This is a genomic window from Flavobacterium rhizophilum, assembly GCF_046000485.1.
Taxonomy (GTDB): Bacteria; Bacteroidota; Bacteroidia; order Flavobacteriales; family Flavobacteriaceae; genus Flavobacterium; species Flavobacterium rhizophilum.
On sequence record NZ_JBELQB010000010.1, the window covers coordinates 1 to 21,476 of the forward strand.

The window sequence follows — 21,476 nt, forward strand, 5'->3', positions numbered from 1 at the left end:
CAATTTGTGGGAGAGTATGACACTGCCTTTCTTTTAAAAACCCTATCCTTTAATGGATAGGGTTTTTTGTTTTTATATAGGTTTGGTGTTTGCACTAAAAAATATTCGGTTTTTAGTCCATATTTTTTAAAAGAGGCATAGTGTTTGATTTTTCGTATTAAAAAAGATATAAATCTTACTATATTACAAATCATTAACCAATTAAACCTATGAAAAACAAACTGTTAGGATTAACCCTGATCGCCTTACTATGTGCAGGAAAAATGAATGCTCAGGAAAAAGAAGAACAAAAACCTAGTGTAGAGAAAGAAATTATAGGAGTTCAGGCCGGGCTTGGAGTATGGGCATATTATGAATTTAAAATGGCTAATCAGTTAACTCTTCGAACTGAAGCCGGCCTTAACGGAGGTGTTTGGTTCAAATCTTCCTTTTACGGAGGTACCGAAGGTGGACTTTTACTTACTCCAATTGTAAGAGCAGAACCGAGGTGGTATTATAATCTTAACCGCAGAGTAAGAAAAGGCAAGGATATTAAAGGGAATAGAGCTAATTACTTATCACTGGATACTTCGTTTGCACCTGATTGGTTTGTTGTTAGTACAAACGATGATTATAAATTTTATAAACGACCTATTGTATCGGTGATTCCTACTTGGGGTATAAGAAGGACACTTGGAAAGCATTTTGATTATGAAACCGGAGTTGGTATTGGTTATAGCCATGCTTTTAAGTTTACAAAAAATGGTTATACCTATAAAGCTCAGGATGGTGCTGTACTTAATTTACGTTTTCGTATAGGATATCATTTTTAAACTTTAGCAATATTTTAATATAGCGTGAGGTTGTATGTTGTAACTTTGGATAGATTCAACTAACTAAATAGCTAAACATGAAAAAACTGATTTTTGCTTCAGCGATGCTGATAGCTGCTTTTACTGCAACCGCATCGGTTACTGTTCATTATAATGATTCTGTTGTATTTTATGAACAGGAGAACGAATATAAAGAAATTAAGATTAGTGAAATACCTAAGGAAGTAATGGATAATATCCATAAGGATTATGGAGATTATAAGGTAGTTAAAGCCTATAAATCGGATAAAGGAAACTATAGGCTGGATATGAAAACTCAGGATGGTATTGGCCTAACGGCATCGTTTACCGGAGAGGGAAAACTGATAAAGATATATTCTTAATATATATTATTATATAGTTACTGAAAAAGAGAGGTTAATGCCTCTCTTTTTTTGTTTTATGATGTGTCGTTTTATTGCCCTTTTGTCACGGTATAAATGAACCAAATATAAAGTTTTGGTTTTCAGGTTTATAACGATTACTTCTTTTCGGTTTGGTAGTATTCGCAAACGTCTTTCATAATACATTCGCTATGTTTAGGATTGCTTGGTCGGCATGTTTCACGACCCAGGTAGGAAATTGCCATTCCAGCATCTGCCCACATGTCACGTGGTAGTGCTTCCATCATTTGTTTTTCAATTTTAATGGCATCTTTACCCTGTGCAATCCCTAATCGGGGAGCTACGCGTATAACGTGTAAGTCGGCCATTATACCTTCTACCGGCACACCGGATTCTCGCATTATTACATTTGCCGATTTTCGCCCAACACCTTTCAGGGCGGTTAGCTCTTTCATGGTCATTGGGATGTTTTTATCTTCTTTTACGGTAGAGGCTATATCCTGCAACCATGCTATTTTGTTTCCGTGGAATCGTACTTCGCTAAGTATTGCGGTAAGCTGTTCGGTATTGGCTTTTGCAAGTGATTTCATGTCAGGAAATTCCTTAAAGAATTTTGGTGCTACCTTATTGATATGTGCATCACTGTCTTGTGCCGAAAGTACTACCATTACCAGTAACTGGTATATGTTTTTATATTCCAGCGGATGTTTTGCGCCTCTGTATTTTGCGAGTAACGGTTTTAAGGCTTGTGCCCAGTCGGTTTTTTCATTAAAAAGATCCATAGTTTAAAGTTACTGTTTTATTTGATATGATTGATGTGTTTATGTCCTTTTGTCTTGGCACAAAAGAACGAAAAAGTCAAGGCTTTGGCTCTTTAAGCTAAAAATTATATCTCTCAGCTAAACCATCCGAACTCGGCTGTCGCCTCAAACAGCTGATGCTTATTAACGCTTCGTTTATAATTTTCTATACGCTACAGAACCTAATGCCGTTTGCTGACTCTTATGCTAATACTACTATTGTCATTCTGATTGCAGCGATAGCGGAATGAAGAATCTAAAAAGATTTCTCCTCAAGATCGAAATGACAAGGGTATTAATTAATAGATTGCAGCGTGGTTCTTCTTATCAGTGATTATAGTAGTTTATGTCCTTTTGTCTTGACACAAAAGAACGAAAAAGTCAAGGCTTTGGTTCTTTACGCTAAAAATTATGTTTCTCAGCTAAACCATCCGAACTCGGCTGTAACCTCAAACAGCGGATGCTTATTAACGCTTCGTTTATAATTTTCTATACGCTACAGAACCTAATGCCGTTTGCTGACTCTTATGCTAACACTACTATTGTCATTCTGATTGCAGCGATAGCGGAATGAAGAGTCTAAAAAGATTTCTCTCAAGGTCGAAATGACATAGGGTATATTGCAGCGTGGCTCTTCCTAGTAATGATAGTAGGGAATAAAAAAGCCCCGCTGGTGGGCGGGGCGGGGTATCTGTAAAAAAATGTTACTCTTTAAAATCTACCGAAAGGGAATTAACGCAATAGCGTTGTCCGGTTTGGGTAGGTCCGTCGTCAAACACGTGGCCAATGTGACCGCCACAGTTGGCACACATAATCTCGGTGCGAATCATACCGTGTGAGGTATCTTTTACGTATTCAATTTTACCGGGAAGGGCTTCATCAAACGATGGCCATCCGCAGGACGAATTGAATTTGGAATCAGAAGCAAATAGGGGTTCGCCACAGGCTCCGCATACATAAGTACCTTCTTCAAAGTGCATATTGTATTTGCCGGAGTGGGGGAACTCAGTTCCTTTTTGCCTAAGTATTTTATAACGCTCAAGGCCAAGTTGTTCTTTCCACTCGGCTTCTGATTTGTTTACATTGTATTCTTTCATTGTTGTTACTCCTTTTTTGCTTTTTTAAGTTCTTCTGCAGGGATAAATTTAATGGAAACCGAATTGGTACAAAAACGTTCTCCGGTTGTAGCTTTTGGTCCGTCGTCAAACACGTGCCCCAGGTGACCACCACAGTTGGCGCACATAACTTCGGTACGGTGCATACCAAGCGAATTGTCTTCTTCATAAACTACAGATCCTTTAATAGCCTGATCAAATGAAGGCCATCCGCAGTGAGAGTTGTATTTGTTGTCTGACTTAAACAGTGGGTTTCCGCAGGCGGCACATACATATACGCCATCTTCAAAAAACTCATCATATTTTCCGGTATAAGGCCTTTCGGTGGCTTTTTCACGAAGTACCGAATATTCCTCGGGGCTTAGCTCGCTTTTCCATTCGGCATCGGTTTTAGTAACCTTAAACCTGCCTTCCGTTTTTTCGGTTTTAGCCTTTTCGGTTTTATGTTCTTTCTTTTTTACCTGTCCGTTACATGCCGTAAGCGAGAACAGGATAAGCAATGCCATTAATTTTTTCATGATAGTAAGAATTGGGTTAACGTTTTGATGACAGTGCTGTCGCCCAAAATTTTTCGGTGTCCTAATCCCTGCGTAATCATAAGCTGGCTGTTTGCCAAATATTTATGAATGTGATGTGCAGCGGTTACGGGAACATCGGTATCATCTTCGTCGTGAATAACCAGTACGGGAACAGTCACTGCCTGTGCTGCTATATACGCCGAATAGCTGTTAATGGTTTCACCAAACTTTTTTTCAAACAGCTTCATCATCAGTTTACCTGTACCAATATTCATGCCTAACTCTTTTATAAAGTTATTCATTATATCTTCTATAATATCGCCACTGCCTATAATCACTGCCTTATCTACCTTAAGTCCCTGTTTTATGGCGTTAAGTACCGACATGCCTCCTAATGAATGCCCTACGGCATAGGTAAAGGGACCGTATTGTTTTTCAAGTTCCAGTATAGCGGCAATAAACTCGGTCATATCACTCGTTTTTCCGGGTGCTTTGCCATGCCCCGGAGCATCAAAACTAACAGTGCTGTAGCCTTTTTTAACCAGTTTTTCGGCGATGGACTGTAATTGTGTTCCGCGTCCGCTCCAGCCGTGTACTAATAGTACTTTTTTGTCGCTTTCGCCATAGTGGTAAGCCCTTATGGTTTTATTGATAGCCGGAACTTTTACAAACTCCTGCCTGCTTTCGGACTCCATTTTTTCCTCCCGTTTAGGGATAGGGAATTTCATAGGGGTTATAAATAGCTTCATGGCAAATTTTGCCGCCATTTTTTGTGAGGTGGCCTCTAGTACCTTAGCTGTGATCCTTATGGGTTTTGGTATGGCCATCGACCTTCGGTTTGAACTGCTTACTGACATGGTGGTAGAATTATTTATTGGCAAGTTAGAAATTTCTTACCTTAGATGGTATTAAAATTAAATTAAATGCTACGTCCGTTTGACAATTATTTTGACAAGCTTAATGAACCGGTAAAGGGATGCCTGCTTGCCCTAAAGGATTTTATAAGTGGTTTTGACACCGATATAACGCAGGAGTGGAAATACAGTATGCCGTTTTTTTATTATAAAGGAAAAATGCTGTGCTACTTTCATACCCACAAGAAAACGGGGGAACCTTACATTGGTTTTGTAGACGGAGGCCTACTGGATTTTCCTGAACTGGTACAGGAAAAGCGTGCACGTATGAAAATATTGCCGATAAACCCTGAAGCCGATATTGATTTGGCTTTAGTTGGGTCTATTTTAAGAGCATCGCTTGATTTAAGAAAGTGATTAGCCTAATCAAAACGTTCACAATACTTTAACGGACTAAGGGTAATTATTAAGGAAATTACAGGAAAATATTTACTAATTTTGATTTAGCAAAACCAATTTTATCGTTATATGAGAAAGAGTATAGTTGTGTTATCGGGGTTTATACTGATGATGTTTTTTGCCTGTACGACCAATCCTTTTACAGGAAAATCACAGTTTAACGTGGTGTCAAACGACCAGATTTTTCCTGCTTCCTTCCAGCAGTATGATGCTTTTATTAAGGAAAACAAGGTGATTACCGGTACTGCAGAAGCAAAAATGGTTACTACAGTAGGTCAGAAAATTAGAGCTGCTGCCGAGAAATACCTTAATGCCAATGGGTATCAGGGGTATTTAAAGGATTACCAGTGGGAATATCATTTAGTACAGGATCCGTCGCTTAATGCATGGTGTATGCCGGGTGGTAAAATTGTAGTATACAGTGGTATACTTCCGGTTACTAAAACCGAAGCCGGACTGGCAACTGTTATGGGACACGAGGTTTCGCACGCGTTACTTAACCACGGTGGACAACGTATGACGGCAAGCCAGGCTCAGCAGGTAGGTGCCGTACTTTTAGGAGCTGCAACAACCCAGGAAAGCGAAGCTGCACAGCAAATTTATATGCAGGCTTATGGTGTGGGGTCTAACGTTTTAGGTGTGCTTCCGTTTAGCAGAAGCCACGAGAGCGAGGCCGATAAATACGGACTTATACTTATGGCGATTGCAGGGTATAACCCGGATGAGGCAATTAGTTTTTGGCAAAGGATGTCGGCACAAGGCGGAGGTGGTACTCCAGAGCTGCTTAGTACGCACCCTAGTGATGCTACAAGGATTGCTAACCTGCAAAAAATGATTCCGGAAGCTAAAGCCGAAGCGGCTAAGTTTGGGGTAACATTCAAATAAAGATTTTAGATAAAAGATAATAGACATAAGACTATTATTTAAAGATATTGAGCCTCGCTTTTAGCGGGGCTTTTTTATGAAATTAGATTTTATGATTTAAAATTGAAAGATTTAATAAAGTGATGTGGGTAACAAGTTAAGCTGATATTTAATATATTGCTGTATGAAAAAACTACTTGCCTTACCCGTGTTGTTTTTATTGATAATATCCTGTAATAATGGAATTGAGAAACCTTTAAAAACAGAAAAAGAGATTAGTCTTCTATTATATCTAATTAGAGATAATGTTGCTATTAAAAATGTAGATATTGATACTCTCCCTTATTTTGGAAAAGATTCTCTGACGTTGCGAAAAATTGTGTTTTCTGATTCTGTTGTGTTTTATTATCCGTACAGGCATTTGATGGATTATACAGATACACTTATCATTAAAAATGATAAGGTTAATTTAAGACAGGAGTTAAAATACCTTTCCCAAAAAACAATTGCGCTTAACGGTAAGCCTGTTACAGTAAAAAAATATTCACAGGATGTTTTACCTACAGGACCAATGGGCAATATTTTTATAAACGATTCTTTGGGGATTGTTATGAGCCGTACATTAGCACACCCTAACTCAATGCATATTAACTGTTATGATACTCATAACCTGAAGGAATTACATATGGCTATTGCTGCAGATCGTTCGTTTTTTGAATTTGAAACAGATTAAAATTCTCTATGAAAAAACTAATCGCCTTACCCGTTTTGTTTTTAGTGTTTTTTACGGCCTGTAAAAAGCAGGAAACCGCTACTATAAATTTTGAGATTGACCTCTTGGAGTATTCTCGTGAACAAAGCAAATCGGTTACTATTACGGCTGACGGTTTTTTATATTTTTTAGATGAAAAACTGGAAGATTACCCGGAGGTAAAAAAATTAAAACTTAATCCGTCACAAATACAGGAACTGCAGGTTCGTTTAGAGGAGGTAAAACCAGTGGAAGGATGCAATACTCCAAACATTGCTGCTACAAATGGTGTATTATATACTTTAAATGTTAAGCATAACGGAGAAGAAACCACTTATAGGGCTAATCCGGGATGTGAAAGCTATAAGACAATCGATGCTTTTGTAGCTTACTTATTTGAGCTTGCGCAAAACAGTGAGGCTAATAAACTTTTTTTAATGCGTTCTGAATTAATTGATAAGTATAAAAGCAAAGAAAATAAGGAAATTAAGACTGTTAGCGATTTTAGGTTTATACCTGAAGAGAAGCCGGGGGGAACGGCAAATGAACTTCCCGATGTGCAAACACTTCGTAAGCTTGAATTAATAAAGGGAGCTGATCCGCTTATTTTAATGGGTGATTCATTTAGTTTTTGGGATGAAAAGATTCATAAAAGCTTTGTCGTTTTTTACAATGATAACACGATTTTTAAATACTGCATGCTTTTAAATGATAAGGGAGAGGTAAAGGAAATAAGGAAAAAAGAAGTGGTTGGGGAGAAGGAGAAACAGGAAATGCTAAACTTGTTGCAAGACATACAGCTATTACAAAAAACAATGCATTTTGTAGCTTATAATGCCAATAGGGGAAAATGGGATAACGTTGTAGATGGCGGTCATTATATACTTGGGATATATAAAAATGAGGCGTTCTCTGAATATGAAACTCTTGAGCTGGAAGATTATAAAGCTAAACCACAAAATAATTACGGTTATAAGGAGGTAAAGCAGATTATTGAAATTATTAAAAAGATTGATTTTTATAACGAGCTGTTTGGGTCATGAGACTAGTATAAGCTATTTTTAGTTTTGTATTATTTTTTTGATAGTAAAATACCTATAAAAGGGTATGGTGTAGTTTATGTTAAAATGTTAATTTTAACACTTTAACAAAATCACCAAATCCAATGAAAACAAAATTACTTTTATTATTACTAATTGCCTTTTGTGGAGCTAATGCTCAGGTTGCCGGACTGAAAGTTAAGAGCATATCACCGGTAAAGGCAAACAGACTTCAAAATTCTTTTACAGGAGAGTCTACAACAGTGAAATCTAAAGAACAGATTTTAATAGAATATCATACCAAAGATATTAGTGTAGAGGAAGAAAAAATTAACAAAATACAAACTGAACTTACCAATAATGCTAATAATTATGACCCTACGGCAAATCCGCCTGTTGAGCGATTTACCGATGATGAAATTAACAAGAAGCTTGAAACTATTGCCAGCTACAAAAAGAATATTAAGGAGCTAAATACCCAGATAGACAGCCTTGAGCAGGTAATGCGAATTGATACTGTACTTTTTAAAAAACTCACTTATTTTCCCGGAGGAAAAAAATCAAGAGCTGTTTTTGATGTGCTTTATGAAAACGAAGGCAAAAGGTTTAAGGCTCTTGGTAATACAGGTGTAAGCTTTGGTAACAATTCTGGTTCAATTTATTCAGAGTTGGTAGGAGGTAACCTTGGTGCTTTTAGGGTGAGCCTTGGTACAATGGTTTCCAGTAGTAATAGTAGTGACGAAGAAAGCGCACAGCAGGAAGAAGCCTATCAAAGACTGGTAACTTATGGAGGTAATACTGTTTTAACTTTTGAGTATCCTGTTATTTATACACACTCTACTAACCATGACTATAACTTGCTGGGTAGGTTTATTGCAAAAGGAGCAGCCGATTTACCAGCTTTTGGTACCACTACTGATGATTGGGCCGGAAGCGCATCTGTAGGGTTAAATTTTTATGGTGATGCAGCTATAGATAATAATGAACTGCGCTTTTTCTTTGAGGCGAGTACGTCTCTTTATTTTGGAACCGATGAATATCAAACCAACCTTGGTATAGATAAGAGTAACTTTACATTTGGACAGGTAACACTGGGACTTGTATTTCTTGAAAACTTTAAAATATCTTTTGTAGTAACAACCTTTAGTTCGCAAAGTAACCTTAGAAATAAAAATGTTGTTGCCGGTGGGCAGGTACTGCGATAAGTATTTAAATGAGTTATATTCTATAAAAAAGCTTTGGGAAACCAAGGCTTTTTTGTTTACAGAAATGCTATATTGCTGTATGAAAAAACTACTTGCCTTACCCTTATTGTTTTTACTATTTTGCTGTAAAGCCGTTCAACAACCTGCTGTTACATTAAACACTGTACATTTTAATAAATTTAATGACAACCAAAGTTTATATCAAAAACTCGGTATAAACGACCCCGATGCACTAATAGTATCGGTGTTAATATATAGTTCATGGAGTTGGGGTAAAAGCACCAGTTATCTGGCAGTGCTTAGTGACGGGAGAATGTTTAAATATCATCATCATGTTCATAGTCTGCAATATGAAGATGAATTACGAAGCGCTGAAATTACTGATGTTCAAGAGAAAGAAAAGTTTCTAAAACTTATTAATGCTACAGCAGATATTAATCCCGACAAACTTGATATACAGGTTAATGAAAAGGGGAAAAAGATGCTGATATATGATGCTGCCCAATATGAAATAACATTATGTAGGGGTAGTAACGTACTGGAACTTAACAGTTATGCTCCATACGATTTTATTAAATATGGGGCTATAGGAAAGGAGGACAGGCAAAAACTTATTGATTTTGCAGATGAAATGTACTTTTATAATGATTTGTTTAGGCATATTATATATATAGAATTTGACGCCGATGAGGAGGGAAGCAGCATAACCGAAGACAAACATAAAACCGAATTTAAATTACTGCCCGCGATAAGGGATGATAAGTTTGTTTACAATCCTGATAAGCATAAGGTAAAGGAGGTGCTTTTTGATGATGTAAAGGATAAATTGCTTACAAAGAAAAAGGCTGTGAAAAGCTTTGAAGATTATACTCAGGACAAAGTTGACGGTTTTCTTAAAAATACGGGTAATAATCCCAGGATGATAGCACCTTCGGCTTACTACTATCCTTCAGTCTATTTCAGTAAAATATACCTTTATAAAAAAACAGACGAAAAAAAAGGCCTCCTTTATGAGGTAGACTGGTATTGTAAAGCTCCAAAAATGGCGTATGAAAAATAACAGGTATTTTACTAATCATATTTATTTGAATATATTTTTTAAATGAAAAAACTACTGGTTTTACTAATACTTACTACAGGCTTTTGCAGTGCACAAACACAAAATATGACTTATACATTTAATTTTAATAGTTCACACCATCAGTTTTATCTTGAAGATAAGGAAGCCAAAGGTGATACTGGTTCACCTAATTTTTGGACAGATGAGGCTTTTACAAGTATGTTGGCAATGGAATCAGGTATTATTGGTGTAAGTACCTATAGTTATGGTAGTGTAAAAGGGGAAATAACCGTTTTGCAAGATCCCGTTAAGGATATAGATTATAGTTTGTATGATCATGTTGTGGTAGGAGGGATTGAGATCTCATCGGGAGAATTACAAATTGTGGATTGCTTTACAACAAGAGTAGAGTTATCCATAAAAGTGACTCCGGGTAAATACAGGGTAAGGGTTTATGGTTCTAACTTTAACAGTGTAGAAGATTTTGATTTAGTGAATGATAGTGATAACGATTATTATAAAATTGAAATTTGGCCTGACGATAACATGGAAAGAAAGGTTTTAAAACAATTTAAAGGTTTTTATTAATTGATTATGTGTAAAGATGTTTTTGGCGGTATGTTTGTGTTTTTTCTGGGGATATTGTTTATCGCCTTAATACTTACAGGTATACTTAATTTTTTACTTCCTCCTAAATACAGTAAATTGTGGATTCAACTTCTTGTATTTTTAGGTTTTGTCATTGTTGAACTGGTAGCAGTTTACTGGTTACTATCGGGTATTTCATTAAGGTGTTAGCCTGGTTGTGTTGTAAAATCTAACATTGCAATAATCCTATAATCCAAAAAATAAATTAGTTTTGGCAAAACAAACCAAATAATTAAGTATGTCGGTACAACTACAAAAGGGAGATAAAAAGCTCCTTAATGCCTGGGCGTTTTACGATTGGGCCAACTCGGTTTACAGTCTGGTAATTGCTTCGGCAGTATTCCCTATATTTTATGAGCAGCTTTTTAGCAGGGCAAAAATAGAATATATAGATTTTTTAGGCTTTACAGTAAAAGATACCGCCCTAATGAGCTTTATTACCGCCTTTGCCTTTTTGGTCGTGGCATTTATTTCGCCGTTACTTTCGGGTATTGCCGATTATAGCGGAAACAAAAAGGGCTTTCTTAAACTATTTTGTTACATGGGTGCACTGGCCTGTATTGGTTTGTACTGGTTTGACTTAGGTAATTTATACCTTAGTTTATTGCTTTACTTTTTTGGGCTTGTAGGTTTTTGGGGCAGCCTTGTGTTTTATAACTCTTACCTGCCCGATGTTGCCTACCCCGAGCAGCAGGACAGTATAAGTGCAAAAGGGTACTCAATGGGGTACATAGGTAGTGTGATACTGCTTATACTTAATCTTGCTATGGTTATGAAGCCTGAAATTTTTAATATTACAGGTACAGAAGAAGATCCTGCTGCTTTAAAAGCCATGCGTATATCGTTTGTAACGGTAGGTGTCTGGTGGATACTGTTTAGTCAGTACACTTATTATTATTTACCAAAAGGAAACAAAAACAGCAATAGGGTAACCCGCCATGTACTGCTTAACGGCTTTAAGGAGTTGCGCAAAGTATGGGATCAGTTAAAACACACGACCGAACTGAAGCGCTACCTTGGGGCATTTTTTGTTTACAGTATGGCTGTACAAACGGTAATGCTGGTAGCTACTTACTTTGGCGCAAAAGAGATAGAGTGGGGTAGTGACGATGCTAAGAGTATGGGGCTTATAGGCAGTATCTTGTTAATACAGCTTGTGGCCGTTGCAGGTGCGATATTAACCTCAAAACTATCTGCAAAATTCGGAAATATTAAAACTCTTATAGGGATAAATGCTGTTTGGGCTGTTATATGTGTAGCGGCTTACTTTGTAACCCTGCCTATGCACTTTTACATTACCGCCGGTTTTGTAGGATTGGTAATGGGAGGTATACAATCGCTGTCAAGAAGTACCTATTCTAAAATGTTACCTGAAACTCAGGATACTGCTTCATTTTTCAGCTTTTATGATGTGACCGAAAAAATAGGAATCGTTATAGGTATGGTACTTTATGGGGCTATAGACCAGATTTTCGGGAGTATGCGATATTCTGTGATATTCCTTACATTATTCTTTGTAATTGGTATAATATTGCTGACAAGGGTATTAAAAAAACATTAAGATATTAAAAAAAATACTTTATATTTGGGCACCTAACAACTATAAAACCATATGAAAAACTTTAGAAGATTATCGGCTTTAGTATTGTTTATTTCGGCATTTAGCTTTGTTTCATGTGACACAGAGCCTGTAGATCCGGTTCTTTTAGATAATGTAAACAATCCGGAGAATCCGGGTACTAATCCAAACAATCCTACTAATCCGGGTACAAGTGACGGTAGTTACTGGCCGCTTGCCGTTAATAACGAATGGGTTTTTGATGTTGAAGATGAAGGGGAGAGCCCAATGTTACTTACAGGTACACAAACAATAGATGGTAACCTGTACTATACATCAAGCACTGGTTTTGTTGATGCCGGAACGGGAGATTTTACCGGAGAATCGAGCACAGGAATAAGACATAATAACGGAGACTACTCTATGAGAATAAGTGTTGATATTCCAGATCAACAGGGAATGCAAATTACCGTTTCGCCATATGAGTATACTTTATTAAAAGATTACCTTGAACCGGGACAAAGCTGGGTAGAGGATTTACAACAAACAACCAGCTATCAGGTTGAAGGTGTAACTATTCCGCCAATTGTTATGGATATTCATGTTGAGAGCATTATTCAGGAAAAAGGAATTACTGTAGATGTAAACGGTACTACTTATGAAGATGTAATCAAGGTAAAACAAACAATGGTTTACGGAGGAGAACTGGGTAACGTAACAAACATGACTGTATATATATGGTTTGCTAAAAACGTAGGCCCTATTAAATCAGAATCTCAGGGAGGAGGATTTACATCAAGCAGTACGCTTGTATCTTACACGCTGAACTAGCAATTAAATACAGAATAAAAATAAGAAGTTATGAAAAAGATGAAAATTGTACAGGCGTTTGCGCTTCTGTTTTTGGCCATGGGCTTTGTAGCCTGTGATACAGAACCGGTAGACCCGGTATTATTAGACAATATTGGTAATAACCCAGGCGGTTCTACAGGATCGTTTACTGTAAACTTTAACGGCGAAACGTATACTGCTACCAATACACTTGCGGTTATAAACGATGGTATGCTTATAGTTTCGGGATTAAGAGGCTCACAGGGGGAATCGGTTAGCTTTGCTGTACCAAACCCTGCTGTAGGAACTTTTTCGGGTGATGATGTACTTATGTACTATCAGCCTGTAGGAACAGATTACCAATATATCAACTTTGGGTCAGAAGGTTCATCAGGATCTGTAAACATTACAAATATTGATGCCCTTAACCAAAAAGTGTCGGGTACATTCAGCTTTACCGGATGGTGGAGTAATGATGAGGAAGATTTAGAGCCTATAGAGTTTACTGCCGGTGCATTTACAAACATATCTTATACAGGTACAATACCTGGAGGTGGTGGAAACCCTACAGACGATTTATTTACAGCTGTTCTTGACGGTGCAGATTATCCTATCGCTAATGTTGCCGTAGCGGTTGCCGATGGTGGATTAGGAGAGACTATTAGCATTAACGGTCTTGATGCCGTTCAAAATAAAGTGGTACTTACTATAGATGCTTCATTAACTCCGGGTACATACCAAATTACCGGAAACATACTGGAAGACGTAGTAGGTGCAAGATATGTAACCGAATCTCCGGAGTCAATGTATATGGCTACAACCGGATCTATAGTTATAAACAGCAAAACAGAAGAGAGGATTGCAGGAACATACAGTTTTTCTGCTACAAACGGTACCGAAGTAGTTAACTTTACAGGTACTTATGATGTAGACTACAGCTTCTAAATTTTAGTTTCGAACTACTAACTCAAACTACTATATCTACTGGTACGCCCCGCTTTATGTGGGGCGTTCTTTTTTAAGAAAAACCCTAGTGTGGCATAATGATTGACATTATACTGCGTTAACATATCAGCTAATGCATTGTTATTACTGATATACAAGTAAATAATATCCCCAAGTTAACCGGGGCATTTGCATAACAGCAAATGTTTAATGACAAAATGACCTATTATAAGTATGTCTAATCAAAAAATATTAAATATTGACAGTTTGTCACTTCAGGAACTGGATACAGATGCCGATTTGATTCCGTTAATGACCCCTGAAGATGAGGAAGAAATGAACCGCGAGGTACTACCTGCAGATTTGCCTATACTGCCATTGCGCAATATGGTGCTTTTCCCAGGGGTGGTAATCCCAATTACAGCAGGCAGGGACAAGTCTATCAAACTGATAAACGAAGCCAATGCCGGCGGTAAGATTATTGGGGTAGTGGCTCAAAAAGACGAAAAGGTTGAAGAGCCTACAGCAAACGATATCCATAAAATAGGTACTGTAGCCCGCATACTGCGTGTACTTAAAATGCCCGACGGTAATACAACTGTAATCATTCAGGGTAAAAAACGCTTTGAGATTGATGAGATAACTACCGAAGAGCCGTACCTGCGTGCTACTGTTAAGGAAGTGAACGAAGACCGTCCTGAAAAGGACGACGTGGAGTTTAATACCATTATAGATTCGATTAAGGAACTGGCTATCCAGATTATTAAGGAAAGTCCGAATATCCCTACCGAGGCCACCTTTGCCATTAAGAACATTGAGAGCGACTCGTTCCTTGTGAACTTCGTTTCTTCAAACATGAGTCTTACGGTTAAGGAAAAGCAGGAACTGCTTGCAGAGGGGAGCCTTAAAAACCGTGCGCTGGAAACCCTTCGTCACATGAATCTGGAGCTGCAAAAGCTGGAACTTAAAAACGATATCCAGAGTAAGGTACGTTTTGATTTAGATCAGCAGCAGCGTGAATATTTCCTTCATCAGCAAATGAAAACCATTCAGGAAGAACTGGGTGGCGTTTCACACGATCAGGAAATAGAGGAAATGCGCAAAAAAGGCAAAGCCAAAAAGTGGAACACAAAAACCAAAGAACACTTTGATAAGGAGGTTTCGAAACTGCAGCGTATGAACCCGCAGGCGGCAGAATATGGTATTCAGCGTAATTATTTAGAGCTGATGCTTGATTTGCCGTGGAACGAATTCTCTAAAGATAAGTTTGACCTTAAACGTGCCGAGAAAATACTGCACCGTGACCATTTTGGACTTGAAGACGTTAAAAAACGTATTATAGAATACTTGGCTGTATTAAAGCTGAGAAACGATATGAAATCGCCTATATTGTGTTTATACGGTCCTCCTGGGGTTGGTAAAACATCTATAGGTAAATCGGTTGCCGAAGCTCTGGGACGTGAATATATCCGTATATCGCTGGGCGGACTTCGTGATGAGGCCGAAATTCGCGGTCACCGTAAAACATACATCGGTGCTATGCCGGGTCGTATTATCCAGAGTATTAAAAAGGCAGGGACAAGTAATCCTGTGTTTGTACTGGATGAGATAGACAAACTGTCTGTAGGGCCAAGCGGAGACCCATCAAGTGCATTGCTTGAGGTTCTTGACCCGGAGCAGAATTCAGAGTTTTATGATAACTTCCTTGAACTGGGGTATGACCTTAGTAAAGTGATGTTTATAGCCACGTCTAACAACATGGCAACAATTCAGCCTGCCCTTCGCGACAGGATGGAAATTATAAACATGACCGGGTATACCATTGAGGAAAAGGTAGAGATTGCAAAACGCCACCTGTTACCAAAACAACTTAAGGAACACGGACTTACCGATAAGGACCTTAGTATTGGTAAAAAACAGATGGAGAAAATCGTTACCGGTTACACAAGGGAGTCGGGCGTACGCGGATTGGAAAAACAAATTGCCAAAATGGTAAGGCATACTGCAAAATGCATTGCCATGGAGGAAGAATATAACCATAAGGCTACTGAAGCCGATATTGTTGAGGTACTGGGTTCACCAAGAATGGAGCGTGATAAGTATGAAAACAATGAAGTGGCAGGTGTGGTTACAGGTCTTGCCTGGACAAGTGTAGGTGGCGATATATTATTTATTGAATCGTTACTTAGTAAAGGTAAGGGATCGTTAACTATGACGGGTAACCTTGGTAATGTTATGAAGGAGTCGGCTACCATCGCTTTGGAATACATTAAGGCCAATGCAGAACAGCTTGGTATTAGTCCGGAAGTGATTTCCAGCTATAACGTACACATCCACGTGCCGGAAGGAGCTACACCAAAAGACGGACCAAGTGCCGGTATTGCTATGCTTACCTCACTGGTATCATCGTTCACGCAAAAAAGGGTGAAAAAGAATCTTGCCATGACAGGGGAGATTACCCTGCGCGGACGTGTATTGCCTGTAGGTGGTATTAAGGAGAAAATCCTTGCTGCTAAGAGGGCAGGTATTAAAGAGGTTATCCTTTGTGAAGAAAACCGTCGTGATATAGATGAAATCAAACAGGAATACTTACAGGGGCTAACGTTCCACTATGTGAGCGATATGCAGGAAGTGGTTAAACATGCCATTACCGACCAAAAGGTGAAAAACGCAAAAACGCTATAATTTCAAATAGGTTATACTTTATTTGAAACAGGAAACGGCTAAGGGATATCTTAGCCGTTTTTTTATGTTTCAGGGGTTGTCATTCCGATACGAAACGTAGTGTAGTGAGGAATCTCTGATTTTTGAATAGAGATGTCTCCTGCCGTCGACATGACATACAGAGCGCAATGACGGTTGAGGTTTTGTCCTTTTGTCTTGACACAAAAGAATCAAAAAGTCAAGGCTGTGGTTTCTCAGGCTATAAATTCCCTCTTTCGGCAAACCATCCGAACTCGGCTCTAGCCTCAAACAGCGGATGCTTTTATACGCCACTTTTGGTAATTTACATAACGCCTTCAAAACCTAATGCCGTTTGCTTACTCCGCTTGTCATTGCAAGCGTAATGCAATGGAGCGTGGCAATCTCACATTAGATTACTTCGTCGTTCCTCCTCGTAATGACGCAAGAGGTTGTCATCCTGACGTTAGGAAGGATCTCTTTTAAAATTCTTCATTTAAAATAGATTACTACGGCATATTGAAGTCTGTTTTCTTATGTCTTTTATCTGTTATCTAAATCAAAATTCTAATCTTTAATTACTCTTATCTCGTAAGTAAAAAAATAATATCTTCGCACCTGCGTTATAGTATGCAGAAAAACCTACAGACGGCAATGTTCAAAAAAGCGTTTATTTACTTCTTTATCTTATTTACGGCTGTGTCTTACAGCCAGATAGGAGGTAAATATACATATCAGTTCCTTAATCTTGTAACCTCTCCGCGTCAGGCGGCTTTGGGAGGTAAGATTGTTACCCTGTACGATTATGACGTAAATCAGGCTATTTACAACCCCGCAACCATTAACCCGGAGATGGACAATCACCTTACGGCGAACTATGGTAGCTACTACGGGGAGGTGAATTATGGTACTGCTGCTTATGCCTACACGTGGGACAGGCACGTGCAAACTTTCCATATGGGGGTTAACTATGTTGATTACGGTACGTTTGAAGGCCGTGACGAAAGCGGATTGCTAACTGGCGATTTTACCGGTAGTGAGATTGCCATTTCTTTTGGATATGCCTACAATGTACCCTGGACAAACCTTTACCTGGGGAGTAACCTTAAACTTATATCTTCTACACTGGAAAGCTATAACTCCTTTGGGGTGGCACTGGATATAGGGGCTATTTATATTGATACCGATAACGATATTAACTATGCGCTGGTATTACGTAATATGGGAACTCAGTTAACTACCTATGCGGGACTGCAGGAAAAGCTTCCGTTTGAGATTATTGCCGGTATATCGCAGGAGGTGGAAAACGTGCCTATACGCTGGCATATTACGCTGGAAAACCTACAACAGTGGAATATTGCTTTCTCAAACCCTAACCGCGCCGAACAGAGTATTGACGGTGAGGTTACCGAAGAGAAAGTTTCGTTTATCAATAATGCACTTCGTCACGTTATACTGGGCGCCGAACTCTTTCCGGGTAAGAGTTTTAACCTTAGGTTAGGCTATAACTTTAGGAGAGGGCAGGAGCTAAGTATACAGGACAAGCGAACTTTTTCGGGAATTTCTGCGGGAGTAAGCGTAAGGTTTAATAAATTGCGCTTTGATTATTCGTACTCAAGATATACCCTTGCAGCAAATACAAGCCTTATAGGGTTAACCATTAACCTTCAGTAAATTGGATAAAAAAATTACGATTGCCATAGATGGCTTTTCGTCTACCGGAAAAAGTACGCTGGCTAAGCAACTGGCCAGATATTTGGGCTATGTGTATGTGGATACAGGTGCTATGTACCGTGCCGTTACGCTTTATGCCATGCAAAACGGACTGATAGGTGAAGATTTTTTTAACCGCGAAGGCCTTATTGAGCACTTAGATGATATTACATTACAGTTTCTTTACAATCCTGTACTGGAGTTTGCCGAAATGTATCTTAACGAGGAGAATGTAGAGAAGGAAATACGTACTCTTGCCGTGTCACAACTGGTAAGCCGCGTTGCAGAAGTGCCACAGGTGCGCCACAAGCTGGTAGAACAGCAAAAGCACATGGGCGAGAAAAAAGGTGTGGTTATGGACGGACGCGATATAGGTACCGTAGTGTTCCCTAATGCCGAGCTTAAGATATTTATGAATGCCACCCCCGAAACGCGTGCACAGCGCCGTTTTAAAGAGCTTACAGGACTGGGGCAGGAGGTAACTTATGATGAGGTGTATAAGAACGTGGTAGAGCGTGATTATATAGACACCCATCGGGAAGACTCTCCGCTTGTTAAGGCCGATGATGCCATTGAGATGGATAACTCCAATATCACCAAGCAGGAACAACTGCAAAAGGTTATTGATATTGTAGATAAGCTACTGGCAGAATAAATCTACCTGCATTATGCAAAAAAAGCTACTTTTTATATTTGGCGCCATAGTGGTTTTTCAGTTGTTTTATTTTTTAAGGAAAAGTATCATGCAACGCCGCAATGAAAAAGGTGTTTCCTTTTTTAATGCTGCTCAAATACGTACTTACTTTGTAATTGTCCTTATTGCTTTACTGCTGTTTTTTATGATGACGTAGGTACTCTCCTTGTCATTCTGATACGAAACGTAGTGTAGTGAGGAATCTCATTTAAAATTTAAAATTCATCATTTATAATAGATTGCCGCGTCGTTCCTCCTCGCAATGACGATTGAGGTTCTGTCCTTTTGTCTTGACACAAAAGAACGAAAAAGTCAAGGCTATGGTTTCTCAGGCTATAAATTCCCTCATTCGGCTAAACCATCCGAACTCGGCTTTCGCCTCAAACAGCGGATGCTTTTATAAGCCTCTTTTGGTAATTTACTTAACGCCTTCAAAACCTAATGCCGTTTGTTTATTCTGCTTGTCATTGCGAGCGTAATGCAATGTAGCGTGGCAATCTCTCATTAGATTACTTCGTCGTTCCTCCTCGTAATGACGCAAGAGGTTGTCATCCTGACGTTAGGAAGGATCTCCTTTCCATTCCGACTGTAGCGATAGCGTAACGGAAGAATCTAATCCAAAATTTATACGTCTATATTATTAAGATGTAATATCTTACATGTTTTAATTGTTGAAAACTCCTGAATTTTTAAATGTTAAAAAGTGTTAAACTTCTAAGCAAAATAATTATTTTGGCAACATAATTAACCAAACCTTTACCTTATGAAACCACCAATTAACATCTACAATTATGTAGAGGAGTATCATCGTCATAACGATAAACTAAACAGGGAATTTGAAATTAATGAAATTAACCTTGGAGTAATCAAATCGTTTATCACCCCTAATTTAAATGACCCCGAACTGTATAGTACTTATACTATTGATGAGGTTACTGCCGATAAAATAAACAAACACCTTTCAAAAAAAATAAGCTTTGATTTTAATACCTATGAGTATTTCTTTCAAAGATATGGTGACTATGATGAATAGGTAACCTATGGGGATGTTTAGAATAAAAAGCTTAAATTGTACAGTAATTATTTTTTATAAACATCCCCATGAAAAAAATAATCCCCTTTCTTTTAATTGCGTTGTCATCGTGCAGCAGCAGTGTTTCGTTAATAACGGCTAACGATGAGTATGCCTACTATATAACAAGCAAAAATCTTAAAGAGTTTAGTAACCCTGATAAGACAATCCTAAAACAGGTAAAGAACAAAGAGGTGGCTGCCGAGTTTGATTATCTGAAAAAGTACCTGATTACAGGAAAAGATCACATGATGCCTACAGCTATTTTTACTTATGCTATAGTTAAAGGGAACGATACCATATACGCCACTTCTAACCTTACTTATTGGTTTTATAAAGAGAGGGTGATCTTGTATCAGTCGCCTATCATAAATGTAGAAACCATAGCTGATTTACAGTAAACATTTATATTTGCACAAAATATAACCTTACCTATATGAAGTATCTTTCTTTATTAGTTGTATTGCTGTTGTTATCATGTAAAACTAATAATAGTATATCCCAAAATCCATGTAACACTGATTACTTGTATAAGCTTGAAAATGCCGATACATTAAACGACAGGAAAATATTCCTTTTCTTAAAAAACTACAATAATACGGAGTGCGATAATAATGCAGAATACTGCCAGTGGAGAAATGAACTATTGTTTTTGTTGTTGGCTAACCATACAAATCAGTTTTTAAGTCAGTTAGACAGAATACCCGATAAAGCAAAAATACTGGATGAACTGGCTTCTCCTGTTCATGACGGAATAGATATTACTTCTGTTTTAGATAAGGTTAAAACTTATGATAAATATCCCGAAACAAAGCAGGAAGTGATTACAGCTTTAAATACAGCGATGCAAAAATATAAACGAACGGTACGCAATACACGATTCTTTTAAGCCTATACAATACCTAATATTTACTTTATATTAAATCTTACTATAATGAAATACACTATTGCTTTTTTAATTGTCTTTTTATGTGCCGGATGTGAAATTAAAAAAGAGTATATAAACGATTCCGAAGATGTTGCCATGAGCAAACATTTAGCAAATTCGTTTTATGAAACCATGTCTCATGAGGAAAGAGTACCGCTTTATAAACTAATGGGGGATGAGGTAGATTTGGATGAATTTAAGTCAGTTATTGATGAGAAAGATTCGCTTTATGGAAATATAGCCTATGTTAAGGTTATTGATGTGCAAACAAAAAAAAGCGAAGGGACAGCCGGACTTCATGTTGAAAGTGAGGTGAGTACCGAAATATACCGTGAATTTGCCAAAGTTTACGAAAAGATACTTATAGTGCAGGAAGGGTATGAAGAGCCCAGGGTACAAAAATTTATCACTGATAGTGTAGGAGAAATCAATTTTGAATACAGGGATTATAAAAGGCATATGGAAGAAGAGGAAAAGCGTAAGTATGAATATTCTAAATAATAAGAATTTTGCATAAAAAAAGCGCATTGGTCAGGTATTATTT

At 38.0% G+C, this 21,476-nt stretch carries 24 protein-coding genes; 20 read left to right on the forward strand and 4 right to left on the reverse strand.

Annotation, left to right across the window (positions count from 1 at the left end; genetic code table 11):
• Positions 1-209 precede the first annotated feature (209 nt).
• Entirely contained in the window at positions 210-812 is a 603-nt protein-coding gene (locus ABS768_RS13055; protein ID WP_408075398.1) for a hypothetical protein, read from the forward strand.
• A 77-nt stretch (positions 813-889) separates the two neighbouring features.
• The gene (locus ABS768_RS13060; protein ID WP_408075399.1) at positions 890-1,195 is read left to right on the forward strand and encodes a hypothetical protein; all 306 of its coding nucleotides are present in this window, start codon (positions 890-892) and stop codon (positions 1,193-1,195) included.
• A 137-nt stretch (positions 1,196-1,332) separates the two neighbouring features.
• Here the strand turns inward: ABS768_RS13060 and ABS768_RS13065 are convergent, their stop codons facing one another.
• The 4 genes from ABS768_RS13065 to ABS768_RS13080 all read right to left on the reverse strand — a co-directional run bounded on the left by ABS768_RS13065 (position 1,333) and on the right by ABS768_RS13080 (position 4,455).
• On the reverse strand, positions 1,333-1,977 hold the full coding sequence (locus tag ABS768_RS13065; RefSeq protein WP_408075400.1) for an endonuclease III domain-containing protein: 645 nt from the start codon (positions 1,975-1,977) through the stop codon (positions 1,333-1,335).
• Between the two features lie 722 nt (positions 1,978-2,699).
• The gene (gene msrB / locus ABS768_RS13070; RefSeq protein ID WP_408075401.1) at positions 2,700-3,092 is read right to left on the reverse strand and encodes a peptide-methionine (R)-S-oxide reductase MsrB; all 393 of its coding nucleotides are present in this window, start codon (positions 3,090-3,092) and stop codon (positions 2,700-2,702) included.
• Between the two features lie 5 nt (positions 3,093-3,097).
• Positions 3,098-3,628 carry a peptide-methionine (R)-S-oxide reductase MsrB gene (gene msrB, locus ABS768_RS13075; protein ID WP_408075402.1) on the reverse strand — a complete coding sequence of 177 codons (531 nt, stop codon included), beginning with the start codon at positions 3,626-3,628 and terminating at the stop codon, positions 3,098-3,100.
• Positions 3,625-4,455, reverse strand: coding sequence for an alpha/beta hydrolase (locus ABS768_RS13080; protein WP_408075403.1), 831 nt, complete (start codon positions 4,453-4,455; stop codon positions 3,625-3,627). The genes msrB (ABS768_RS13075) and ABS768_RS13080 overlap by 4 nt, the downstream gene beginning before the upstream one ends.
• A gap of 96 nt (positions 4,456-4,551) precedes the next feature.
• Between ABS768_RS13080 and ABS768_RS13085 the strand changes: the two genes are divergently transcribed.
• From ABS768_RS13085 to ABS768_RS13170, 18 genes are all read left to right on the forward strand, one after another.
• A complete protein-coding gene (locus ABS768_RS13085; protein ID WP_408075404.1) occupies positions 4,552-4,899 on the forward strand; it encodes a DUF1801 domain-containing protein in 348 nt (115 codons plus the stop codon).
• Between the two features lie 111 nt (positions 4,900-5,010).
• The gene (locus ABS768_RS13090; protein WP_408075405.1) at positions 5,011-5,826 is read left to right on the forward strand and encodes a M48 family metallopeptidase; all 816 of its coding nucleotides are present in this window, start codon (positions 5,011-5,013) and stop codon (positions 5,824-5,826) included.
• Between the two features lie 163 nt (positions 5,827-5,989).
• On the forward strand, positions 5,990-6,538 hold the full coding sequence (locus tag ABS768_RS13095) for a hypothetical protein (RefSeq protein ID WP_408075406.1): 549 nt from the start codon (positions 5,990-5,992) through the stop codon (positions 6,536-6,538).
• An 8-nt stretch (positions 6,539-6,546) separates the two neighbouring features.
• Positions 6,547-7,599: a hypothetical protein gene (locus tag ABS768_RS13100; RefSeq protein WP_408075407.1), complete on the forward strand. Its 1,053-nt coding sequence runs from the start codon at positions 6,547-6,549 to the stop codon at positions 7,597-7,599.
• Positions 7,600-7,721: 122 nt separating this feature from the next.
• Positions 7,722-8,801, forward strand: coding sequence for a hypothetical protein (locus ABS768_RS13105; protein ID WP_408075408.1), 1,080 nt, complete (start codon positions 7,722-7,724; stop codon positions 8,799-8,801).
• Positions 8,802-8,880: 79 nt separating this feature from the next.
• Complete coding sequence (locus ABS768_RS13110) at positions 8,881-9,861, forward strand: hypothetical protein (RefSeq protein WP_408075409.1); 981 nt, start codon at positions 8,881-8,883, stop codon at positions 9,859-9,861.
• Positions 9,862-9,903: 42 nt separating this feature from the next.
• Complete coding sequence (locus ABS768_RS13115) at positions 9,904-10,449, forward strand: hypothetical protein (protein WP_408075410.1); 546 nt, start codon at positions 9,904-9,906, stop codon at positions 10,447-10,449.
• Positions 10,450-10,747: 298 nt separating this feature from the next.
• On the forward strand, positions 10,748-12,070 hold the full coding sequence (locus ABS768_RS13120; RefSeq protein WP_408075411.1) for an MFS transporter: 1,323 nt from the start codon (positions 10,748-10,750) through the stop codon (positions 12,068-12,070).
• A 51-nt stretch (positions 12,071-12,121) separates the two neighbouring features.
• A complete protein-coding gene (locus ABS768_RS13125) occupies positions 12,122-12,898 on the forward strand; it encodes a hypothetical protein (RefSeq protein WP_408075412.1) in 777 nt (258 codons plus the stop codon).
• A gap of 30 nt (positions 12,899-12,928) precedes the next feature.
• Positions 12,929-13,843, forward strand: a complete 915-nt coding sequence (locus tag ABS768_RS13130; protein ID WP_408075413.1) for a DUF6252 family protein — start codon at positions 12,929-12,931, stop codon at positions 13,841-13,843.
• A gap of 234 nt (positions 13,844-14,077) precedes the next feature.
• Positions 14,078-16,528, forward strand: coding sequence for an endopeptidase La (gene lon, locus ABS768_RS13135; RefSeq protein WP_408075414.1), 2,451 nt, complete (start codon positions 14,078-14,080; stop codon positions 16,526-16,528).
• A 651-nt stretch (positions 16,529-17,179) separates the two neighbouring features.
• A complete protein-coding gene (porQ, locus tag ABS768_RS13140) occupies positions 17,180-18,199 on the forward strand; it encodes a type IX secretion system protein PorQ (RefSeq protein WP_408075536.1) in 1,020 nt (339 codons plus the stop codon).
• A gap of 1 nt (position 18,200) precedes the next feature.
• The gene (gene cmk, locus ABS768_RS13145) at positions 18,201-18,893 is read left to right on the forward strand and encodes a (d)CMP kinase (RefSeq protein ID WP_408075415.1); all 693 of its coding nucleotides are present in this window, start codon (positions 18,201-18,203) and stop codon (positions 18,891-18,893) included.
• Positions 18,894-18,906: 13 nt separating this feature from the next.
• Positions 18,907-19,089 (forward strand): hypothetical protein, encoded by a 183-nt coding sequence (locus tag ABS768_RS13150; RefSeq protein ID WP_408075416.1) that lies wholly within the window; start codon positions 18,907-18,909, stop codon positions 19,087-19,089.
• A gap of 606 nt (positions 19,090-19,695) precedes the next feature.
• The gene (locus ABS768_RS13155) at positions 19,696-19,965 is read left to right on the forward strand and encodes a DUF7683 domain-containing protein (RefSeq protein WP_408075417.1); all 270 of its coding nucleotides are present in this window, start codon (positions 19,696-19,698) and stop codon (positions 19,963-19,965) included.
• Between the two features lie 68 nt (positions 19,966-20,033).
• Positions 20,034-20,405: a hypothetical protein gene (locus tag ABS768_RS13160; RefSeq protein ID WP_408075418.1), complete on the forward strand. Its 372-nt coding sequence runs from the start codon at positions 20,034-20,036 to the stop codon at positions 20,403-20,405.
• Positions 20,406-20,440: 35 nt separating this feature from the next.
• Positions 20,441-20,893 (forward strand): hypothetical protein, encoded by a 453-nt coding sequence (locus tag ABS768_RS13165; protein WP_408075419.1) that lies wholly within the window; start codon positions 20,441-20,443, stop codon positions 20,891-20,893.
• Between the two features lie 45 nt (positions 20,894-20,938).
• Positions 20,939-21,433 (forward strand): hypothetical protein, encoded by a 495-nt coding sequence (locus ABS768_RS13170; protein WP_408075420.1) that lies wholly within the window; start codon positions 20,939-20,941, stop codon positions 21,431-21,433.
• Positions 21,434-21,476: the final 43 nt, after the last annotated feature.

What these genes read in the sequence shown, in the direction of transcription:
- ABS768_RS13055 (WP_408075398.1), top strand. Translation starts at nt 210, where the DNA reads ATGAAAAACAAACTGTTAGGATTAACCCTGATCGCCTTACTATGTGCA.
- ABS768_RS13060 (WP_408075399.1), top strand. Translation starts at nt 890, where the DNA reads ATGAAAAAACTGATTTTTGCTTCAGCGATGCTGATAGCTGCTTTTACT.
- ABS768_RS13065 (WP_408075400.1), bottom strand. Translation starts at nt 1,977, where the DNA reads ATGGATCTTTTTAATGAAAAAACCGACTGGGCACAAGCCTTAAAACCG.
- msrB (WP_408075401.1), bottom strand. Translation starts at nt 3,092, where the DNA reads ATGAAAGAATACAATGTAAACAAATCAGAAGCCGAGTGGAAAGAACAA.
- msrB (WP_408075402.1), bottom strand. Translation starts at nt 3,628, where the DNA reads ATGAAAAAATTAATGGCATTGCTTATCCTGTTCTCGCTTACGGCATGT.
- ABS768_RS13080 (WP_408075403.1), bottom strand. Translation starts at nt 4,455, where the DNA reads ATGGCCATACCAAAACCCATAAGGATCACAGCTAAGGTACTAGAGGCC.
- ABS768_RS13085 (WP_408075404.1), top strand. Translation starts at nt 4,552, where the DNA reads ATGCTACGTCCGTTTGACAATTATTTTGACAAGCTTAATGAACCGGTA.
- ABS768_RS13090 (WP_408075405.1), top strand. Translation starts at nt 5,011, where the DNA reads ATGAGAAAGAGTATAGTTGTGTTATCGGGGTTTATACTGATGATGTTT.
- ABS768_RS13095 (WP_408075406.1), top strand. Translation starts at nt 5,990, where the DNA reads ATGAAAAAACTACTTGCCTTACCCGTGTTGTTTTTATTGATAATATCC.
- ABS768_RS13100 (WP_408075407.1), top strand. Translation starts at nt 6,547, where the DNA reads ATGAAAAAACTAATCGCCTTACCCGTTTTGTTTTTAGTGTTTTTTACG.
- ABS768_RS13105 (WP_408075408.1), top strand. Translation starts at nt 7,722, where the DNA reads ATGAAAACAAAATTACTTTTATTATTACTAATTGCCTTTTGTGGAGCT.
- ABS768_RS13110 (WP_408075409.1), top strand. Translation starts at nt 8,881, where the DNA reads ATGAAAAAACTACTTGCCTTACCCTTATTGTTTTTACTATTTTGCTGT.
- ABS768_RS13115 (WP_408075410.1), top strand. Translation starts at nt 9,904, where the DNA reads ATGAAAAAACTACTGGTTTTACTAATACTTACTACAGGCTTTTGCAGT.
- ABS768_RS13120 (WP_408075411.1), top strand. Translation starts at nt 10,748, where the DNA reads ATGTCGGTACAACTACAAAAGGGAGATAAAAAGCTCCTTAATGCCTGG.
- ABS768_RS13125 (WP_408075412.1), top strand. Translation starts at nt 12,122, where the DNA reads ATGAAAAACTTTAGAAGATTATCGGCTTTAGTATTGTTTATTTCGGCA.
- ABS768_RS13130 (WP_408075413.1), top strand. Translation starts at nt 12,929, where the DNA reads ATGAAAAAGATGAAAATTGTACAGGCGTTTGCGCTTCTGTTTTTGGCC.
- lon (WP_408075414.1), top strand. Translation starts at nt 14,078, where the DNA reads ATGTCTAATCAAAAAATATTAAATATTGACAGTTTGTCACTTCAGGAA.
- porQ (WP_408075536.1), top strand. Translation starts at nt 17,180, where the DNA reads ATGTTCAAAAAAGCGTTTATTTACTTCTTTATCTTATTTACGGCTGTG.
- ABS768_RS13150 (WP_408075416.1), top strand. Translation starts at nt 18,907, where the DNA reads ATGCAAAAAAAGCTACTTTTTATATTTGGCGCCATAGTGGTTTTTCAG.
- ABS768_RS13155 (WP_408075417.1), top strand. Translation starts at nt 19,696, where the DNA reads ATGAAACCACCAATTAACATCTACAATTATGTAGAGGAGTATCATCGT.
- ABS768_RS13160 (WP_408075418.1), top strand. Translation starts at nt 20,034, where the DNA reads ATGAAAAAAATAATCCCCTTTCTTTTAATTGCGTTGTCATCGTGCAGC.
- ABS768_RS13165 (WP_408075419.1), top strand. Translation starts at nt 20,441, where the DNA reads ATGAAGTATCTTTCTTTATTAGTTGTATTGCTGTTGTTATCATGTAAA.
- ABS768_RS13170 (WP_408075420.1), top strand. Translation starts at nt 20,939, where the DNA reads ATGAAATACACTATTGCTTTTTTAATTGTCTTTTTATGTGCCGGATGT.